17 protein-coding genes are annotated in these 16201 nt (G+C 32.1%); 8 read left to right on the forward strand and 9 right to left on the reverse strand.

All coding sequences use genetic code 11. From position 1 onward, the window contains the following. Positions 1–33: 33 nt before the first annotated feature. Both Q0857_RS10360 and Q0857_RS10365 read left to right on the forward strand, forming a co-directional pair. Entirely contained in the window at positions 34–1209 is a 1176-nt protein-coding gene (locus tag Q0857_RS10360) for a GlmU family protein (protein ID WP_298534753.1), read from the forward strand. A 245-nt stretch (positions 1210–1454) separates the two neighbouring features. Further along, a complete protein-coding gene (locus Q0857_RS10365) occupies positions 1455–2153 on the forward strand; it encodes a lysoplasmalogenase family protein (RefSeq protein ID WP_298534756.1) in 699 nt (232 codons plus the stop codon). Here the strand turns inward: Q0857_RS10365 and Q0857_RS10370 are convergent. After that, positions 2140–3759 (reverse strand): ABC transporter substrate-binding protein, encoded by a 1620-nt coding sequence (locus tag Q0857_RS10370; protein ID WP_298534760.1) that lies wholly within the window; start codon positions 3757–3759, stop codon positions 2140–2142. The two genes, Q0857_RS10365 and Q0857_RS10370, sit on opposite strands and share 14 nt — an antisense overlap. Before the next feature lie 88 nt (positions 3760–3847). Here Q0857_RS10370 and mtaB point away from each other — a divergent pair, with 88 nt between their 5' ends. Then, positions 3848–5176, forward strand: coding sequence for a tRNA (N(6)-L-threonylcarbamoyladenosine(37)-C(2))-methylthiotransferase MtaB (gene mtaB / locus Q0857_RS10375; protein WP_298534764.1), 1329 nt, complete (start codon positions 3848–3850; stop codon positions 5174–5176). 74 nt (positions 5177–5250) lie between these two features. Here the strand turns inward: mtaB and Q0857_RS10380 are convergent, their stop codons facing one another. Further along, positions 5251–5547: an N-acetyltransferase gene (locus tag Q0857_RS10380; RefSeq protein ID WP_298534766.1), complete on the reverse strand. Its 297-nt coding sequence runs from the start codon at positions 5545–5547 to the stop codon at positions 5251–5253. Between the two features lie 114 nt (positions 5548–5661). Between Q0857_RS10380 and Q0857_RS10385 the strand changes: the two genes are divergently transcribed. Continuing rightward, a complete protein-coding gene (locus Q0857_RS10385; RefSeq protein ID WP_298534769.1) occupies positions 5662–6327 on the forward strand; it encodes an alpha/beta hydrolase in 666 nt (221 codons plus the stop codon). Positions 6328–6364: 37 nt separating this feature from the next. Further along, a complete protein-coding gene (locus Q0857_RS10390; protein ID WP_298534771.1) occupies positions 6365–7294 on the forward strand; it encodes a lytic transglycosylase domain-containing protein in 930 nt (309 codons plus the stop codon). A 69-nt stretch (positions 7295–7363) separates the two neighbouring features. Here Q0857_RS10390 and Q0857_RS10395 read toward each other — a convergent pair whose 3' ends face one another. After that, positions 7364–7939, reverse strand: coding sequence for a DUF2892 domain-containing protein (locus Q0857_RS10395; RefSeq protein ID WP_298534773.1), 576 nt, complete (start codon positions 7937–7939; stop codon positions 7364–7366). 299 nt (positions 7940–8238) lie between these two features. Between Q0857_RS10395 and rpmH the strand changes: the two genes are divergently transcribed. Continuing rightward, a complete protein-coding gene (gene rpmH, locus Q0857_RS10400) occupies positions 8239–8400 on the forward strand; it encodes a 50S ribosomal protein L34 (RefSeq protein WP_042244185.1) in 162 nt (53 codons plus the stop codon). A 113-nt stretch (positions 8401–8513) separates the two neighbouring features. Continuing rightward, positions 8514–11369, forward strand: coding sequence for a carbamoyl-phosphate synthase large subunit (carB, locus tag Q0857_RS10405; protein WP_298534774.1), 2856 nt, complete (start codon positions 8514–8516; stop codon positions 11367–11369). A 44-nt stretch (positions 11370–11413) separates the two neighbouring features. Here carB and Q0857_RS10410 read toward each other — a convergent pair whose 3' ends face one another. From Q0857_RS10410 to Q0857_RS10435, 6 genes are all read right to left on the reverse strand, one after another. Then, the gene (locus Q0857_RS10410; RefSeq protein ID WP_298534776.1) at positions 11414–11959 is read right to left on the reverse strand and encodes a YceI family protein; all 546 of its coding nucleotides are present in this window, start codon (positions 11957–11959) and stop codon (positions 11414–11416) included. 23 nt (positions 11960–11982) lie between these two features. After that, entirely contained in the window at positions 11983–12339 is a 357-nt protein-coding gene (locus Q0857_RS10415; RefSeq protein ID WP_298534778.1) for a hypothetical protein, read from the reverse strand. Positions 12340–12365: 26 nt separating this feature from the next. Continuing rightward, positions 12366–13214, reverse strand: coding sequence for a DUF5777 family beta-barrel protein (locus tag Q0857_RS10420; protein WP_298534780.1), 849 nt, complete (start codon positions 13212–13214; stop codon positions 12366–12368). 30 nt (positions 13215–13244) lie between these two features. Further along, on the reverse strand, positions 13245–13967 hold the full coding sequence (locus Q0857_RS10425) for a T9SS type A sorting domain-containing protein (RefSeq protein WP_298534781.1): 723 nt from the start codon (positions 13965–13967) through the stop codon (positions 13245–13247). A gap of 21 nt (positions 13968–13988) precedes the next feature. Continuing rightward, positions 13989–14366: a hypothetical protein gene (locus Q0857_RS10430; protein WP_298534782.1), complete on the reverse strand. Its 378-nt coding sequence runs from the start codon at positions 14364–14366 to the stop codon at positions 13989–13991. A gap of 132 nt (positions 14367–14498) precedes the next feature. Beyond that, complete coding sequence (locus Q0857_RS10435; RefSeq protein ID WP_298534783.1) at positions 14499–15518, reverse strand: hypothetical protein; 1020 nt, start codon at positions 15516–15518, stop codon at positions 14499–14501. 157 nt (positions 15519–15675) lie between these two features. Between Q0857_RS10435 and Q0857_RS10440 the strand changes: the two genes are divergently transcribed. Then, positions 15676–16200 carry a sigma-70 family RNA polymerase sigma factor gene (locus Q0857_RS10440; protein WP_298534786.1) on the forward strand — a complete coding sequence of 175 codons (525 nt, stop codon included), beginning with the start codon at positions 15676–15678 and terminating at the stop codon, positions 16198–16200. Position 16201: the final 1 nt, after the last annotated feature.

The raw sequence follows: 16201 nt of genomic DNA on the forward strand, positions 1-16201 counted from the left end.
AACGCTATAAACTCAAACCAATTTCAGCTCAGTATGAATTATATTCTTTTTGATGGTCCTTCACGCAATAATTTATTGCCCTTTACATATACAAGACCCGTAGCAGATATTCGTGTTGGTATTTTAACCATCAGAGAAAAATGGGAATCTTTTTTAGAGTATACCACAACCACCGTTACAGAAGAATATTTATCTGATAAATACCCTATGGTTGAAATGGATGAAAATATCATGATAAATGCATCCTTTCTTCCAAATTTAAAATTGGTAGAGTTGGTAAAGCGTTTAAAAGAAAATCAAGCTATTTTTAAAGGTGAAAATGTCATTGCTTTTTTTACTAAAGAAGCTCAAGATGATATTGATTTTAATGACTATGACGCCATTGAGTTCGAAGATGATGTTATTGAAATACATCATACATGGGATATATTCTCAAAGAATGGAGAGGCTATCCACGAAGATTTTACTTTACTTACAAAAGGAAGAACTTCGCTACCTATTCCAGCTAGTAATAGTATAATTGCTCCCGAAAATATTTTTATTGAGGCAGGAGCACAATTAGAATTTACAACCCTAAACGCAAGTAAAGGACCCATATATATAGGAAAGAATGCTGAGATCATGGAAGGTTCGGTTATTAGAGGGCCTTTAGCATTATGTGAAAGTGCTACAATAAAATTAAGCGCCAAAATTTATGGACCAACAACCGTAGGGCCTCATAGTAAAGTAGGAGGAGAGATTAATAATTCTGTTTTATTTGGGTATTCTAATAAAGGACATGATGGTTTTCTTGGGAATTCCGTGTTAGGTGAATGGTGTAATTTAGGTGCAGATACAAATAACTCAAACTTAAAAAATAATTACGCCGAGGTGCGTTTATGGGATTATCAAACCGAAGGGTTTGCAAAAACGGGACTTCAGTTCTGCGGACTTATGATGGGAGATCACTCTAAATGTGGTATAAATACTATGTTTAATACGGGAACCGTAGTTGGCGTAAGTGCTAATATTTTTGGTAGTGGTTTTCCAAGGAATTTTGTACCCAGTTTTAGTTGGGGAGGGAATGGTGGTTTTACAACTTATTTGACTAAAAAGGCATTTGAAGTGGCCAAGGTTGTTATGGATAGGCGTAAAATTGAATTCTCAGATCAGGATAAAGTAATCCTTGAGTACGTTTTTGAAGACACTAAAAAATATAGACGGGAGTAGTTTTTTTGGTTATCTGAAGGTTGGGCTTTATTTTGTGGTCAATATTTCGTGTCAATGTATTTGTGAATATGAATATTTTCGTCCTCGTTTTTTTTGAAGAAGCAAAAAGAGCGTCAACAATAACTTAATTACTAGGGTGTTATTTCACAAGGTTATAGCCTTGTGAAAGTTAGAGTTTATTCATTTTGAATATTTTTGTGTTGTCACAAAAAGCATGTTTTATAACTAGGCAGAACACTTGTAGTATGATTGATTTTCTTAAAGATAAAAATAAGTTTACCATACTTTTTTTTAGTTTACTCATTGCAGATATTCTAGTTAAGTTATGTTGTCCTGTATTTCCGTATCGTTATATTTCAAAACCACCAATTTTAATATTATTAATTCTATTTTATTATTTAAATCAATCTGAAACTGGAAAGAATGGTTTTAAGTGGACAATGATTGGATTATCATTTTTTTTAACTGCCGATGTGGTTCTTATAAATCTTGAATGTAAAATTTCCTTAGGGATTGCTCTGTTTTTAGTTTCATTGGCAAAGTTATTTTTCTGCTTTAGGCTTTCTCATAGGTTTGATTTTAAGGTAAGAAGGTTAATACCCTTTTCTATAATCATGTTTAGTTATACCGTTGGTTTAATAAGCTTGGTTTATGATGGTTTAAAAGGTTTCTTTGTACCAGCCTTAATTAGTTTTTTTATCTCTTTATTACTCTTTCAATTTGCCTTTTTAAGAAAAGGTGTTGTTAATAATAAAAGCTATCGACTCGTTTTTTTTGGTGTAGTTTTGTTTATGATTTCTGAAGGTTTAATGGCTATAAAAACGTTTAGAACAGATTTGCCTTTTCAAGATGGTTTAATCATGTTTTGTTATGGAGCGTCTATGTATTCTATAGTAATTGGAATTGTTAATGAAAGAGTGATTAAAAAAGTTAATCTTTTTTAACACGTTTCAAATCCAATAAATTAATAGGGTTTATACCTAAACCTTTTACATTTTTTTGAGTAAATCTTACCACTTCATCATAGAATAAAGGAACCATAATGGCATTGTCCATGGCTAAAGAGTCGATTGTGGTATATAGGTGTTTTCTTTTTTCAATATCAGAAATAGTAAATGCTTTGTTGTAAAGACTGTCAACCATTTCATTTTTAAAATGAAAATAGTTAGAACCATCTGGGGTAAAGTTTTTGCTGTAAAAAATAGATAGATAATTTTCGGCATCTAAATAATCAGCAACCCACGAGCTTCTAAACATGTCTACCTTACCGCTAGAACGTGAAGATCTTAAGGTGGCTTCCGGCATAACGTCTACGTTAATTTTTAATCCTGATTTTTCCAGTTCACGCTGAATAAATTCGCAAAAACTTAAATAATTGCTTGAGGTTACTAAAATTATTTCAGGGTTTACAATACCACTTTCTTTTTTAAACTGCTTGATAAGTTGTTCCGCTTTTTCGGGCTGATATGTTAAGTAGTTAGATTTTTTATATCCAGGTAAACCAATTGGAATAAAACCGCCATCGGCAGGATTGCCAATTCCATTTCGTAAATAAATCATCATTTTTTTTCTATCAAACCCATAATTAATAGCTTGTCTTATGAGTTTCGATTGAATTTCAGGAGTTTCAGAATCCAAATAAAAGCCCAAGTATTCTGAGTTTAAATAAGGTCCTGTTGTCATATTTATGGATTTAGAATAAGATTCACGAAGACGTCCATCTGCCGTTAATAATTCGTCTTTATAAGAAGCATCTAACCCTTGTAAATAATCAATGTTGCCTTGAGCAAACTGTAAAAATTCACTTTGTTTATCTGGCAAAAAAGTTAGCGCTATAGCTTCAAGGTAAGGGAGTTTATTGCCTCTTTCATCTGTTTCAAAATAGTTTTCATTTCGTCTAAAAACTAATTTTATACTTTCTTCCCAACGTTTAAATTTAAACGGGCCTGTTCCAATGGGGTGCGATCTAAATTCATTGCCATAATGTTCTACAACTTCTTTGGGAACAACAGAGCAGTACTTCATGGTAAGTAAGCCTATAAACGCTGGAAAGGGTTGCTTTAAAGTAATTTCAAAAAGCGTATCATTAATAGCTCTAAAGTCATCAACTTTATTTAGAACCCAGCTTCCCGGTGCCGCAATTTTATGATCTCTTAACCGGTTCAGACTATATTCAAAATCCTTAGCGACTACAATTCTTGTGGAGTCAATTCCAAACAACTTATGTTTGTGAAAATAAACATCATTGCGCAAATTAAATTGATAAACTATTCCGTCATCAGAAATACTCCAATCTTTAGCAATACAGGGCAAAATATTTAGTTCTTCATCTAATTGTACTAGGCCGTTAAATAACTGGTTGCAAACACTATTATCTTGTAAGGTTCTTGAAAAGGCGGGATCGAGGGTGTTAATATTGGCATATTCATTATATCTAAATACTAAATGGTCTTGATTTGAATTAGCAGATTTTCCACAAGAAAAAAACAAAAAAAGGATACAACTAATTGATAAATAGTAAATTATTTGTCTCGATTTAGGTTTTATCATATAACTAATTAGTTGTAAATTTGCAGACTTTTAGTCGAAGTAGGTAAATATAATGAGATTTCCATCATCGTGGAAATAAATATAATAAATGAATAAAAAAGTCGCTTTTTATACCTTAGGTTGTAAACTTAATTTTTCAGAAACCTCTACCATTGCAAGGTCTTTTGCTAGTGAGGGTTTTGATAGAGTTGATTTTTCGGAAAAAGCAGATATCTATGTTATAAATACCTGCTCGGTAACTGAAAATGCCGATAAGCGTTTTAAGACTATCGTTAAGCAAACTCAAAAAATAAACCCTAAAGCTTTTGTTACGGCCATAGGCTGTTATGCACAATTAAAACCTGAAGAATTAGCAGATGTTGATGGGGTAGATTTGGTGCTTGGGGCAACAGAAAAGTTTAAAATAACAGATTACCTTAACGACCTTTCAAAAAATGACTTTGGAGAAGTACATTCTTGTGAAATTGAAGATGCCGATTTTTATGTGGGATCTTATTCTCTTGGCGATAGAACACGTGCCTTTTTAAAAGTGCAAGATGGGTGCGATTATAAATGCACATATTGTACTATTCCTTTAGCTAGGGGTGTTTCTAGAAGTGATACCATGGCTAATGTTTTAAGTAATGCTAGAGAAATTTCGAAGCAAAATATTAAAGAAATTGTTTTAACAGGTGTTAATATTGGTGATTATGGAAAAGGTGAGTTTGGTAATAAAAAGCACGAACATACTTTTTTAGATTTAGTAACAGAACTAGATCAAGTTGAGGGTATTGAACGCCTACGTATTTCGTCTATTGAGCCTAATCTTTTGAAAAATGAAACCATTGATTTGGTTTCGAAATCAAGAGCTTTTGTGCCACACCTTCATATTCCATTGCAGTCTGGGAGTAATTTCATTCTTAAAAAAATGAAACGCCGTTATATGCGAGAATTATATGTTGATAGGGTTTCGAAAATAAAAGAGGTTATGCCTCATGCTTGTATAGGGGTTGATGTTATTGTTGGGTTTCCAGGTGAAACTGACGATCATTTTATTGAAACATACAATTTCTTGTCTGAATTAGATATTTCTTATATGCATGTGTTTACGTATTCTGAACGTGATAATACTGAAGCTGCTAAAATGGATGGTGTCGTTCCAGGGAAAGTACGAAGTAAACGTAGTAAAATGCTAAGAGGTTTATCTGTTAAAAAACGCAGAGCATTCTATGAAAGTCAATTGGGGTTATCGAGAACAGTGCTTTTTGAAAGTGAGAATAAAGAAGGTTATATTCATGGGTTTACCGAAAATTACGTAAAAGTAAAAACACCTTGGAATCCGAGTTTGGTAAACACGCTTCATACAGTTAAACTTAATAATATTGATGAAGATGGGTTGGTGAAACTCACCTTATTAGAAAAAGTTCTTAATGTCTAGAGTGATCCTATAATTAAGAAACAAAAAAGCCGAAATTTTTAAATTTCGGCTTTTTTGTTTCTTTTAATTTAATATTAAATTCTTACTCCTACAGGAAGCATACGTTTATATTTTCTGTTACTCCTTACAAACTTTGCAATTTCCGGACTAGTAGGAACAACACTTAAGTTGCGCTCTCCAATTTCTTCAAAGACTCTAGCTAAGAATTCTTTCTTAAAGCCTTCATCTTTAATGTTTTCTGGGATAATTAATTTGGTTAAAAATATTTTTCGTTCTTGTAACGAATATTCAATTTTTGCTAATTGATCATCAACTTTAGCTTCATATTGGCGTAAAAAATCATTGTCAACTAATTCTACAGCTTCAACCATATTGTGTATATTTTATTTCTTAGGAATTAAAAATAGTGAGCACTATTTCTCTAACTTTGTGCAAAAGTACGAAAAAAAATTGTTACTATAAAGGAAATTAAAAGTTAATGCCTTATGGCTCAGCAGATAATACATGTTTATTTGATGCCAGGAATGGCGGCAAGTCCAAAAATTTTTGAACATATTAAATTGCCTGAAGATCAATTTGAGATTCATTTGTTAGAATGGATGATTCCCTTGACTGATGAAACCTTAAACAGTTATGCTTTTAGAATATGCAAGCACATTAAGCATGATCGTATCGTATTATTGGGTGTATCATTTGGAGGAGTGCTAGTTCAGGAAATGATTAAACATATTAATGTTAGAAAATTAATAATTGTGTCTAGCGTAAAAAGTAAGCATGAGCTTCCTAAAAAAATGTTACTTGCAAAATCTACCGGAGCCTACAGAGTGGTTCCAACCCATTTAGCTAGTAAAATTGAGGTTTTTGAAAAGTATGCCTTTGGAAAACTCATGGCTAAACGTATTGAATTGTATAAAAAATATCTTTCCGTGAACGATAGTAAATATTTGAGTTGGGCAATTAAACAAATGGTTTGTTGGGAGCAGGAAACTTATAGCCATGAACTGGTGCATATTCATGGTGATAGTGATTCGGTTTTTCCAGTAAAAAACATTTCGAATTGTATAATTATTCCAAAAGGAACACACATTATGATTATTAATAAATATAAGTGGTTTAATGAAAATTTACCAAGAATTATCTTAGGTGAATAGCGTATTTTTGTTAATTTTAAAAAAAACTTTTTTAGTCATGAAAATAGTAGAGAGAGGATTGGCTTTGGTAGGATTATTAAGTTTATGCTTGTTGTTTATTTATGCCCTCCAAGATGCTCCAACAGATGAAAATTTTGAAAAAAAACTTATAAATGATTACAATGTTTATGCGCTTCAGGTACCGGACGATTTAAACTTTGCTGGCGAGCAGATGCCTTTGCAAAATCCGGATATTCATGAGCGTATGGATAGAGAATTATTGGTAAATACATATTGGCAATCTAACGGATTGTTAATGTTTAAAAGGGCGAAGAAATATTTTCCAGTAATAGAGCCTATTTTGAAAAAATATGGAGTCCCAGATGATTTTAAATATTTGGCTGTTATTGAAAGTGGGTTAACAAATGCTGTATCTCCGGCAGGGGCAAGAGGGGTTTGGCAAATTATGCCTGCTACAGGAAGAGAAAATGGTTTGGAAGTGAATAAAAATGTTGATGAGCGTTATAATTTAGAAAAGGCTACTGAGGTTGCTTGTAAATATCTTATAGAGGCAAAAGAACAATTAGGGTCTTGGACGCTAGCAGCAGGGTCCTACAATGCGGGTAAAGCTGGAATTTCCAGGCGTTTAAGAGAACAAAATGTTTCGAGTTATTATGATTTATTATTAGGAGAGGAGACTGGGCGCTATCTTTTTAGAATAGTTGCCTTAAAAGAAATTTTATCTAATCCTACTCAGTATGGTTTTAATTTTAGGGATAAGGACTTGTATAACAATGTACCTACATTTAAAGTTGAGGTAGATACGGCTGTAAAGGACTTTTCGCAGTTTGCACAAAAATTTAATATTAATTACAAGATACTTAAATTACACAACCCTTGGTTACGGGAGCCACATCTTAATAACGGTTCTAAGAAATTATATCAGATTGAAATTCCAGAAAAAGGATATTACGATTTAGTTAGGTAGACTAATATCTAATAAAAAAGGGTTGAATAGATATTCAACCCTTTTATGTTTTTATTATAAAAACAAATGCTATCCACGTCTCTTTTGAGCTCTTAAAGAACCTCCAGCACCATAGTGTTGGTTAGGACCGGCACTACGTTTCATATTCTGTTTCATCATTTTTATTTGGTCGGTTAGCATACCTTGCTTATCAAGTTTAGAGGCCTCCGTAAGTAATTTTTGAGCTTCTTGTTTTCTACGCTTAGAAAATGCAATTCCAGCCAAATTTAATTTAGCCATTGCTAAGTCATGATCCATAGATAAACCCAAAGAGATGGCTTTTCTGAAATATTTCTCAGCTTCATTCATGTTGTCTTGAGAAACCATAATACCATGCAAATAGTTGTAGTACCCTTGCTGTTTTTTAACTAATGCGGCTTCTGGGTTTTTAATTTTTGTTAACCATTTTTTTGCTCCACCAAAATCTTGTTTACGCAATCTTAAAAACGCTAAAAGAATAAATTCATTTTTAAAATACAAGAAAACAAAAATAGAAGCTAATAGAATAAGAGCAATTCCGTTTCCAATATTTCCCTCTGTAAATTGATAAACTGCATAAGCAAGAATACCGGCTGCAATGATTAATTTTATAATTTTATTAAACATGGTTTTTTATTTCGAATAATATTTTAATGTCCTTAATTTTAGAAAATGAACACTTTTTATAATTTAAGACTGCAAAGAAACTAAATTTTTATGAAAACTAATGTACATCTATTTAACAAAAACATTGAGCTATCCCAAATAAACAAAGGTCTGAGGTAGACTTAATTAAATAAAATAATTTATTAAAATATTTTTTAAAAAATGGTTTGCAAAGTTGTAAAGGCTTTGTATATTTGCCCTCGGTTTTGGAGAAAGCCACATTTTAAAATTACATTTTTCAGATTTAAAGATATAAGACAATGAGTAAAAGAACATTTCAACCTTCTAAAAGAAAGAGAAGAAACAAACACGGTTTCAGAGAAAGAATGGCTTCTGCTAATGGTAGAAAGGTATTAGCACGTAGAAGGGCTAAAGGAAGAAAAAGATTGTCTGTATCATCTGAAACAAGACATAAAAAATAATGATTAACAATTGTTGATAATATAAAGGTGTTACTTAAGTGTAACGCCTTTTTTTATATCTCGTGATTACTATTTTTGTAAAAAATTAAAATTCAATATTATAACCAGTAAAAATGCCGAAAAACCAAAAACTTAAATCGATACTAATTATTGGCTCAGGTCCAATTGTAATTGGGCAAGCATGTGAATTTGATTATTCAGGATCTCAATCCCTTAGATCGCTGAGAGAGGATGGAATTGAAACTGTTTTAATTAATTCTAATCCTGCAACTATTATGACCGACCCTTCCATGGCCGATCATGTGTATTTGTTGCCTTTGAATACTAAATCCATTATTAAAATTTTAAAGGAACATCCTCAAATTGATGCTGTATTACCTACTATGGGAGGTCAAACAGCTTTAAATTTGTGTATTGAAGCTGATGAAAAAGGAATTTGGAAAGATTTTGGAGTTGATTTAATAGGTGTTGATATTAATGCTATTAATATTACAGAAGATAGAGAACAGTTTAGGGAATTAATGGGTAAAATAGGTGTTGATATGGCTCCACAGGCTACAGCAACTTCTTTTCTAAAAGGAAAAGAAATTGCTCAAGAGTTTGGTTTTCCATTGTGTATTCGATCTTCTTTTACTTTAGGTGGTGCTGGAGCCGCAATTGTTTATGAGGAGGAAGATTTTGATAAACTTTTACGCAGAGGTCTAGAAATCTCTCCTATTCATGAGGTTATGATAGATAAGGCCATGATGGGGTGGAAGGAGTATGAATTAGAATTACTTCGTGATAGAAATGATAATGTTGTTATTATTTGTTCTATAGAGAATATGGATCCTATGGGAATCCATACAGGAGATTCTATAACCGTTGCACCTGCTATGACATTAAGTGATAGAACATATCAGAAAATGCGTGATATGGCTATTAAAATGATGCGTAGTATTGGTGATTTTGAAGGAGGTTGTAATGTACAGTTTGCTGTAAGCCCTGATGAAAAAGAAGATATTATTGCCATTGAAATTAATCCACGTGTATCACGTTCATCAGCTTTAGCAAGTAAGGCTACTGGATACCCTATTGCAAAGATAGCTACTAAATTGGCCATAGGATATACTTTGGATGAGTTAGACAATCAAATTACAAAATCTACTTCGGCTTTGTTTGAGCCAACTTTAGATTATGTTATTGTAAAAATACCACGTTGGAATTTCGATAAGTTTGAGGGGTCTGATAGAACTTTAGGTCTTCAAATGAAAGCGGTAGGAGAGGTAATGGGAATTGGGCGTTCGTTCCAGGAAGCTTTACATAAAGCCACTCAATCTCTAGAGATTAAACGTAATGGTTTAGGTGCTGACGGGAAAGGTTATACAGATTACAATACTATTATTGAGAAGTTGAAATTCGCTTCTTGGGATCGTGTTTTTGTGATCTATGATGCTATTGCTATGGGGATTCCGTTAAGTCAGATTTATGATATCACGAAAATTGACATGTGGTATTTAAAGCAATATGAGGAATTATTCCAGTTAGAGAAAGAAATTTCAAAGTTCAATATCGATACTTTAGATAGAGATTTATTGCTTGAGGCTAAACAGAAAGGGTATGGAGATCGTCAGATTGCTCATATGCTAGGGTGCTTAGAGAGTCAAGTTTATAACAAAAGAGAAGAGTTTAACATTCAACGTGTATTTAAGCTTGTAGATACTTGTGCAGCCGAGTTTACGGCAAAAACACCGTACTACTATTCTACATTTGAAAACGTTGTTGAAACAGCCTCGGGTGAACAGTATACGCACAATGAAAGTGTGGTGACTGATAAAAAGAAGGTTGTTGTTCTAGGTTCTGGTCCTAACAGAATTGGCCAAGGAATTGAGTTTGATTATTGTTGTGTTCATGGGGTTTTAGCTGCTGCAGAATGTGGTTATGAAACTATTATGATTAATTGTAATCCTGAAACTGTTTCTACAGATTTTGATACGGCAGATAAACTATATTTTGAACCTGTATTCTGGGAGCATATTTATGACATTATTCGTCACGAAAAACCTGAAGGTGTTATTGTTCAATTAGGAGGTCAAACAGCATTAAAGTTAGCAGAGAAGCTTACTAAGTACGGTGTTAAAATTATAGGAACAAGTTTTGAATCTTTAGATTTAGCTGAAGACAGAGGAAGTTTTTCTAAACTGCTAAAAGAAAATAATATTCCTTACCCAGAATTTGGAGTTGCTGAAAATGCTGATGAAGCTTTAGAGTTGGCAGATGAATTAGATTTCCCAATTCTGGTTAGGCCATCTTACGTTCTTGGAGGACAAGGGATGAAAATTGTTATTAATAAGGAAGAGTTAGTAGAACACGTAGTTGATTTACTTAGAAAAATTCCAAACAATAAACTTTTGTTGGACCATTATTTAGATGGAGCCATTGAAGCAGAAGCAGATGCGATTTGTGATGCTGATGGTAATGTTTATATTATTGGAATTATGGAACATATTGAACCATGTGGTGTACACTCCGGAGATTCTAACGCAACCTTACCAGCATTTAATTTAGGAGATTTAGTAATGCAACAGATTATTGATCATACACATACCATTGCAAGATCATTAAATACTGTTGGGTTAATTAATATACAATTTGCAATAAAAGATGACACGGTTTACATTATTGAAGCAAACCCAAGAGCATCTCGAACAGTTCCTTTTATAGCAAAAGCATATAAAGAACCTTATGTAAATTATGCAACTAAAGTAATGTTAGGCGAGAAGAAGGTAACTGATTTTAATTTTAATCCGCAATTAGAAGGGTATGCGATTAAGCAACCTGTATTCTCTTTTAATAAGTTTCCTAATGTTGATAAACGTTTAGGACCTGAAATGAAAAGTACTGGAGAAAGCATTTTGTTTATTGATAGTTTAAAAGATGATGAATTTTATGATTTGTATTCAAGACGCAAAATGTATTTGAGTAAATAAAACACATAGATTGAAATAAAAAAAGCCGCTTCAAGCGGCTTTTTTTATTGCTTTTTCATAACGAATGAGAAATTTATATTGATATCTTCAGCAATCTTATTTTTTACAATCTTCGGAATTTTTATATCAAAATCTGATGCAAGTACCTTAATATAGCCACTCATAGTAATGCTATCATCTGTTCTTTCAATACTTACAGTAGTACTTTCCATTTGTTTAGAACTCCCGTGGAAATTTAGGATGCCACTAAGGCTATAATCTTTCTTACTAGCTATATTTATTAAATCAAGGTTTTTTAATTGCCCTTTAAAGGTAGCCTTTGGATAAAGATCGGATTCCGCATAGTTCTCATTAAAATGCTCTTCCATAAGAGCGTTTTTAAATCGAAAACCTTTCACGAAAACCAATGCGGCAAACTCTCCGTTTTCAGTATTAATTATTGCAGTTACAGAATTATTTATGGCTTTAACTTCTTCGAATGTAGCGACTGATCCTTCAAAAGATACATTTCCCGTTTTTGTTAGATATTTTTCTTGTGAAAAAGTATAAATACTGACTAAAAAGGCGATAATATAAAGTACTTTATTCATTGTTAAAGGTTCATTTTAATGGTTTAATTCTCTAATAATCCATCATCTTTCCACTGCTTTACCATAGCTCTAACATCTGTACTCAAAAGACCAGCTGGAGGCATAGGATTCGCGCTATTATTCATTCTAGAAATGATAACGTCGACTCTGTTTTTTACCTGCGTAAAAGTTGTTAATGAAAAAGGAGCGCCTTGAGATGTGGGAGCCCCATGGCATTGCGTACAGTTTGCAGACATGATACTTTTAATATTATCATCATAGGTGATTTCTGATGTAGGATCTGGTTTAGGGTCAGGAATTACGTCATCAGGACTATCACTTGAACAAGTATAAATCATTAAGGGCAGACCTAAAAGGTAAATTAAATGTTTCGTTTTCATATTACTATATTTTTAGTTAACAGGGCTTAAAATCTTCTACTTAGGTTAAATCCAAAATAAATATCGCCATTGCTCCAATCTCCAGAGGTTTGTCCTAAAAAGGTGTTGGTATTCATGCCCTGGGCATTGGTAAAATGCATTTGAAATACATGACCTCCAGTTTCCAAATCAACACCAATAGACAATGGGTTTTTAAATGGTGAACTGCTTGCTCTATTGAGATGTAGACCGTAATCTGCGTTTAATGACCAACGTTTACTTAGTTTATATCGTCCGCCAAAACCTATTGCAAATTGAGTGTTATCCTGTTCGTCAACGACTACAAAATTGTCATGAAAAATGGTAGGAGCTAATTCTAAAGATAGTTTTGAATTTACTTTTCTCGAGGCTAAAACTTGAAAAGTATAACCTAGACGGTGTTTAAACTCAATTAAAGGATAACTAATTTCATCAAGCCCTGTATTTACTAAAATTGAATTTATGCCTACAACAGTTAAAGGGAAATTATTATGACCTTGATTAATTAAACGGTATTTTGTGGTAGCTTCATAAATTTTTTGAAACGAGCTTCTAGATATACTTATATTAAGTCCATCATTAATCCCATAAATAAAGTTTAATCGGGTTACCGCATCATCCAAACCAAAAAAGGTGTCAATACCATTTTTTAAGCTACCAAATCTATGTGCAACTACAAACGTGAACTCACTTTTTGCTACAAGTTTTGTAGATTCAAAGTTAACAATTTTTAAGCCTTTAAATGCTGCTGTTGCATATTGCTGTCTAGTAGAATCAGAATCTATTTCTTCTAATAAATCATCTTGTGAAAGGGCAAAAAAAGGAAAGCAAATAAAAACTAGCAATAAATTTTTCATATGCAAGATGTTTAAAGGGCTGAATGATTTTTATTGTTTTATAAAACGTTTAGTTTGATTATTTATTTTGACTAAGTATATCCCCTGACTGAAGTTAGAAACATCAATCTGAAGGGTATTGCTAGAAGAAAATATTTTGCTTAAAATAACTTCACCTAAAGTGTTATATATATTGAGTGTTCCTTTATCGATGTTTTTTGGGAATTTTAAAGTTAATAGTGAGGAGGTAGGGTTAGGCGACATCGAAAAATTGTTTATTTTGAAGTCTTCGGAGCTTAAAAAAGTTTCCCAATTAGAAATACCATTTTCTGATCCAGTTCCAGTATACTCAAAAGGAGGATCTACAGATATAAAAGTATCCGCATTCCAGATACCTGCTGCAACTGCAACAGGTTCGCGCTGGTGTCCCGAAGAACCCCATTGTAAATAATCTACCATATCATTAATAAAATTAGAGGTGTTTGTGGTGTATAATCCAAATTCAGCGTCTGAAGGGTCAAAATTTATGGAGCTGGTTATACTTACTTCTTCATCCGGAGCTAAGTTTGTTGACCCTGAATTAATGCTCATACCATTAATTGCAGCATAAGCGGGAAAGTTACAGAACCAATAAGTTGAGACATCTATTGTGGTTCCTCCATAATTGTGCAGTACTACAGTGTTGTCTGAAGGATCTACCAGTTTAACTCTAATTTGGGCATTTAAACTTAATATCCCTAAGAATATTAAAGTGGGTAAAATTTTTTTCATCATTTTTTTTTTTTTTTTTTTGAATTATTTAATTATACATTGGTCTAGCTTGATCTGTTCTAACAAATCATCATAGCCTATTAAGCGTCCTTTTACTTTTGTTTTTGAATTTATTCTTAAATTGTTATTAATTGGAGCGGTAAAAACACAAAAAACATGATCATCTAAAGTCAAATTATTTTTACTTAATTCTGAAACAATTCCTGAAACTTCAATCGTTTTATTTAGGTATTTTTTTTCTGATTTTAATGCATCCATTTTAAATTCATCTTTAATGTATTGAGAGGTGATTTTGTACTTGACTTTTTCCGTTTCAATATTTCTGTGATCTTGATATATATAATTATATGAAAAGACTAAACCTATGGTTAGTAAAAGACCCAAAAAAACTTTCTTTTTCATTTTTGTTTTTTAATAATACTGTTTCAGTTAAAAAACTGAAACAGTATTTGCTAGCTCCAAGTATATTGTTAGAAAACTTGAAGATTGAAATTTTTCTTTTTCATAATAGAAGCATCAATCACTAGCTTATTATTAGTTGCAAACATTGTTATACCTTAACCTATCAGCGTCAGCTACACGTAAATCTAATCGCGTTTTAGTATATTCAGATATTTCATGTAAAATCCAATCATTATTACACAACGGTAAATCAGGTATATTTATAGTTATTTTTATATTGTTTTTCGTTCCTGAGGCATCCCAACTACCGTATGCACTAAAACCAGACCAATATGCGCCAACTCGACCATCAGCTAAAAAGTTGAATGTGTAACCTTCGTAAACATCATCGTAATTTGTGTTATTCCGGTCTAATTGATCAACAGTCCAGCCTTTACAGTTTATTAGCGTGGTGGTTAATTTTTCAATATTACAGTCGTCACAATCATCATCATTATAGTCGTAGTCATCATCTTCATCACAATCATTTTTATAGTTGTTGATGGTGTTTTCAAGTTCTGATAAATTATTTATGCTCATAATGCTGTTGTCTATAAGCATCACATTTACAGGGAAATTAATTGTAACAATTAAGTCATCACCCAAATCTTTTAAGAAATGATTTAATTCAGCATCTGTGGTAATAGCATTGATATTTGTGATTTCAGTGCTTTTGTTAAATATTGAGGCAATGATTGGGTATTGAAAATCCAGACATTCAATATCATTATCAACTTGGTTTTCGCCTGGACAATTCGCAGAGTAGCTGTTAAATTCTATATAGTTATTTATGATTACTTCTGTGAAATCTTCTAACACAATAGTTACGGGAAATGTTATGTCTAAAACATCAACGTCATCATCGTTATCATCAAAAATATATTCAATAACCTTATACTCATCTTCTGATTTTACATTGATTTGTTGGCCATTGACTGTGACTTTAAGTGGATATTTGATGTTAAAACAATTTGATTTATCTATAATGTTATCATTAGAACCATCATTGCTAGAAACTTGCTGCATTAAATTTACTATTAATGAATTTGCAACTAATGCTTCATCAGAAGGAGCTTCAATAAGCTCCATTTCTTCTTTTCTACATGACGTCAATAGAACATTTAAGAGAAGAAAATATATAATAAAATTATTAGTGGATACCTTCATAATGGAATAAAATCCCTTGGTTTATTATATAACAACTTAAATCTTAAAATCCCTGAAATTTTTATAAAAAGATTTATATATCTTTCAGAAATAATTTAAAAAATTGTCAAAAGACTCCAATAATAGTATTTGTCATACTCATATCTTTGAGGGTATTTATAATAAATACTCGAAAGATTTACATGACTTTCTTTATTATAAATATGGTTCTCAAATTAATCCCGATGATAAAGCCCAGGAAGCATTTATTAAGTTATGGGACAACTGTAAAAAAGTAACTTTTGCTAAGGCTAAGGCTTTTTTGTTTACGGTTGCCAATAATTTAGTGCTTAATGATATCAAGCATCAAAAAGTGGTTTTAGATTATCAAAAAACGCCCAGGAGACATTATACAAACGAAAATCCTCAGTTTCTTTTAGAAGAGAGTCAATTTCTTGAAAAATATAAAACAGCATTAACAAAATTAACAGAAGGTCAGCGGGTTGCTTTTTTGCTAAATAAGGTTGAGGGGAAAAAACATGCGGAAATAGCAGAACAATTAGGTGTTACCAAAAAGGTTGTGGAATATAGAATTTATTGTGCTTTTACAAGGCTTAAAGAAGAACTTGAAAACTTTAACATAAAATAAT

The sequence above is a fragment of the uncultured Algibacter sp. genome, from assembly GCF_947495925.1.
GTDB lineage: Bacteria > Bacteroidota > Bacteroidia > Flavobacteriales > Flavobacteriaceae > Algibacter_E.

Coding starts and splice junctions, on each gene's coding strand:
- Q0857_RS10360 (WP_298534753.1), top strand. CDS start 34: ATGAATTATATTCTTTTTGATGGTCCTTCACGCAATAATTTATTGCCC.
- Q0857_RS10365 (WP_298534756.1), top strand. CDS start 1,455: ATGATTGATTTTCTTAAAGATAAAAATAAGTTTACCATACTTTTTTTT.
- Q0857_RS10370 (WP_298534760.1), bottom strand. CDS start 3,759: ATGATAAAACCTAAATCGAGACAAATAATTTACTATTTATCAATTAGT.
- mtaB (WP_298534764.1), top strand. CDS start 3,848: ATGAATAAAAAAGTCGCTTTTTATACCTTAGGTTGTAAACTTAATTTT.
- Q0857_RS10380 (WP_298534766.1), bottom strand. CDS start 5,547: ATGGTTGAAGCTGTAGAATTAGTTGACAATGATTTTTTACGCCAATAT.
- Q0857_RS10385 (WP_298534769.1), top strand. CDS start 5,662: ATGGCTCAGCAGATAATACATGTTTATTTGATGCCAGGAATGGCGGCA.
- Q0857_RS10390 (WP_298534771.1), top strand. CDS start 6,365: ATGAAAATAGTAGAGAGAGGATTGGCTTTGGTAGGATTATTAAGTTTA.
- Q0857_RS10395 (WP_298534773.1), bottom strand. CDS start 7,939: ATGTTTAATAAAATTATAAAATTAATCATTGCAGCCGGTATTCTTGCT.
- rpmH (WP_042244185.1), top strand. CDS start 8,239: ATGAGTAAAAGAACATTTCAACCTTCTAAAAGAAAGAGAAGAAACAAA.
- carB (WP_298534774.1), top strand. CDS start 8,514: ATGCCGAAAAACCAAAAACTTAAATCGATACTAATTATTGGCTCAGGT.
- Q0857_RS10410 (WP_298534776.1), bottom strand. CDS start 11,959: ATGAATAAAGTACTTTATATTATCGCCTTTTTAGTCAGTATTTATACT.
- Q0857_RS10415 (WP_298534778.1), bottom strand. CDS start 12,339: ATGAAAACGAAACATTTAATTTACCTTTTAGGTCTGCCCTTAATGATT.
- Q0857_RS10420 (WP_298534780.1), bottom strand. CDS start 13,214: ATGAAAAATTTATTGCTAGTTTTTATTTGCTTTCCTTTTTTTGCCCTT.
- Q0857_RS10425 (WP_298534781.1), bottom strand. CDS start 13,967: ATGATGAAAAAAATTTTACCCACTTTAATATTCTTAGGGATATTAAGT.
- Q0857_RS10430 (WP_298534782.1), bottom strand. CDS start 14,366: ATGAAAAAGAAAGTTTTTTTGGGTCTTTTACTAACCATAGGTTTAGTC.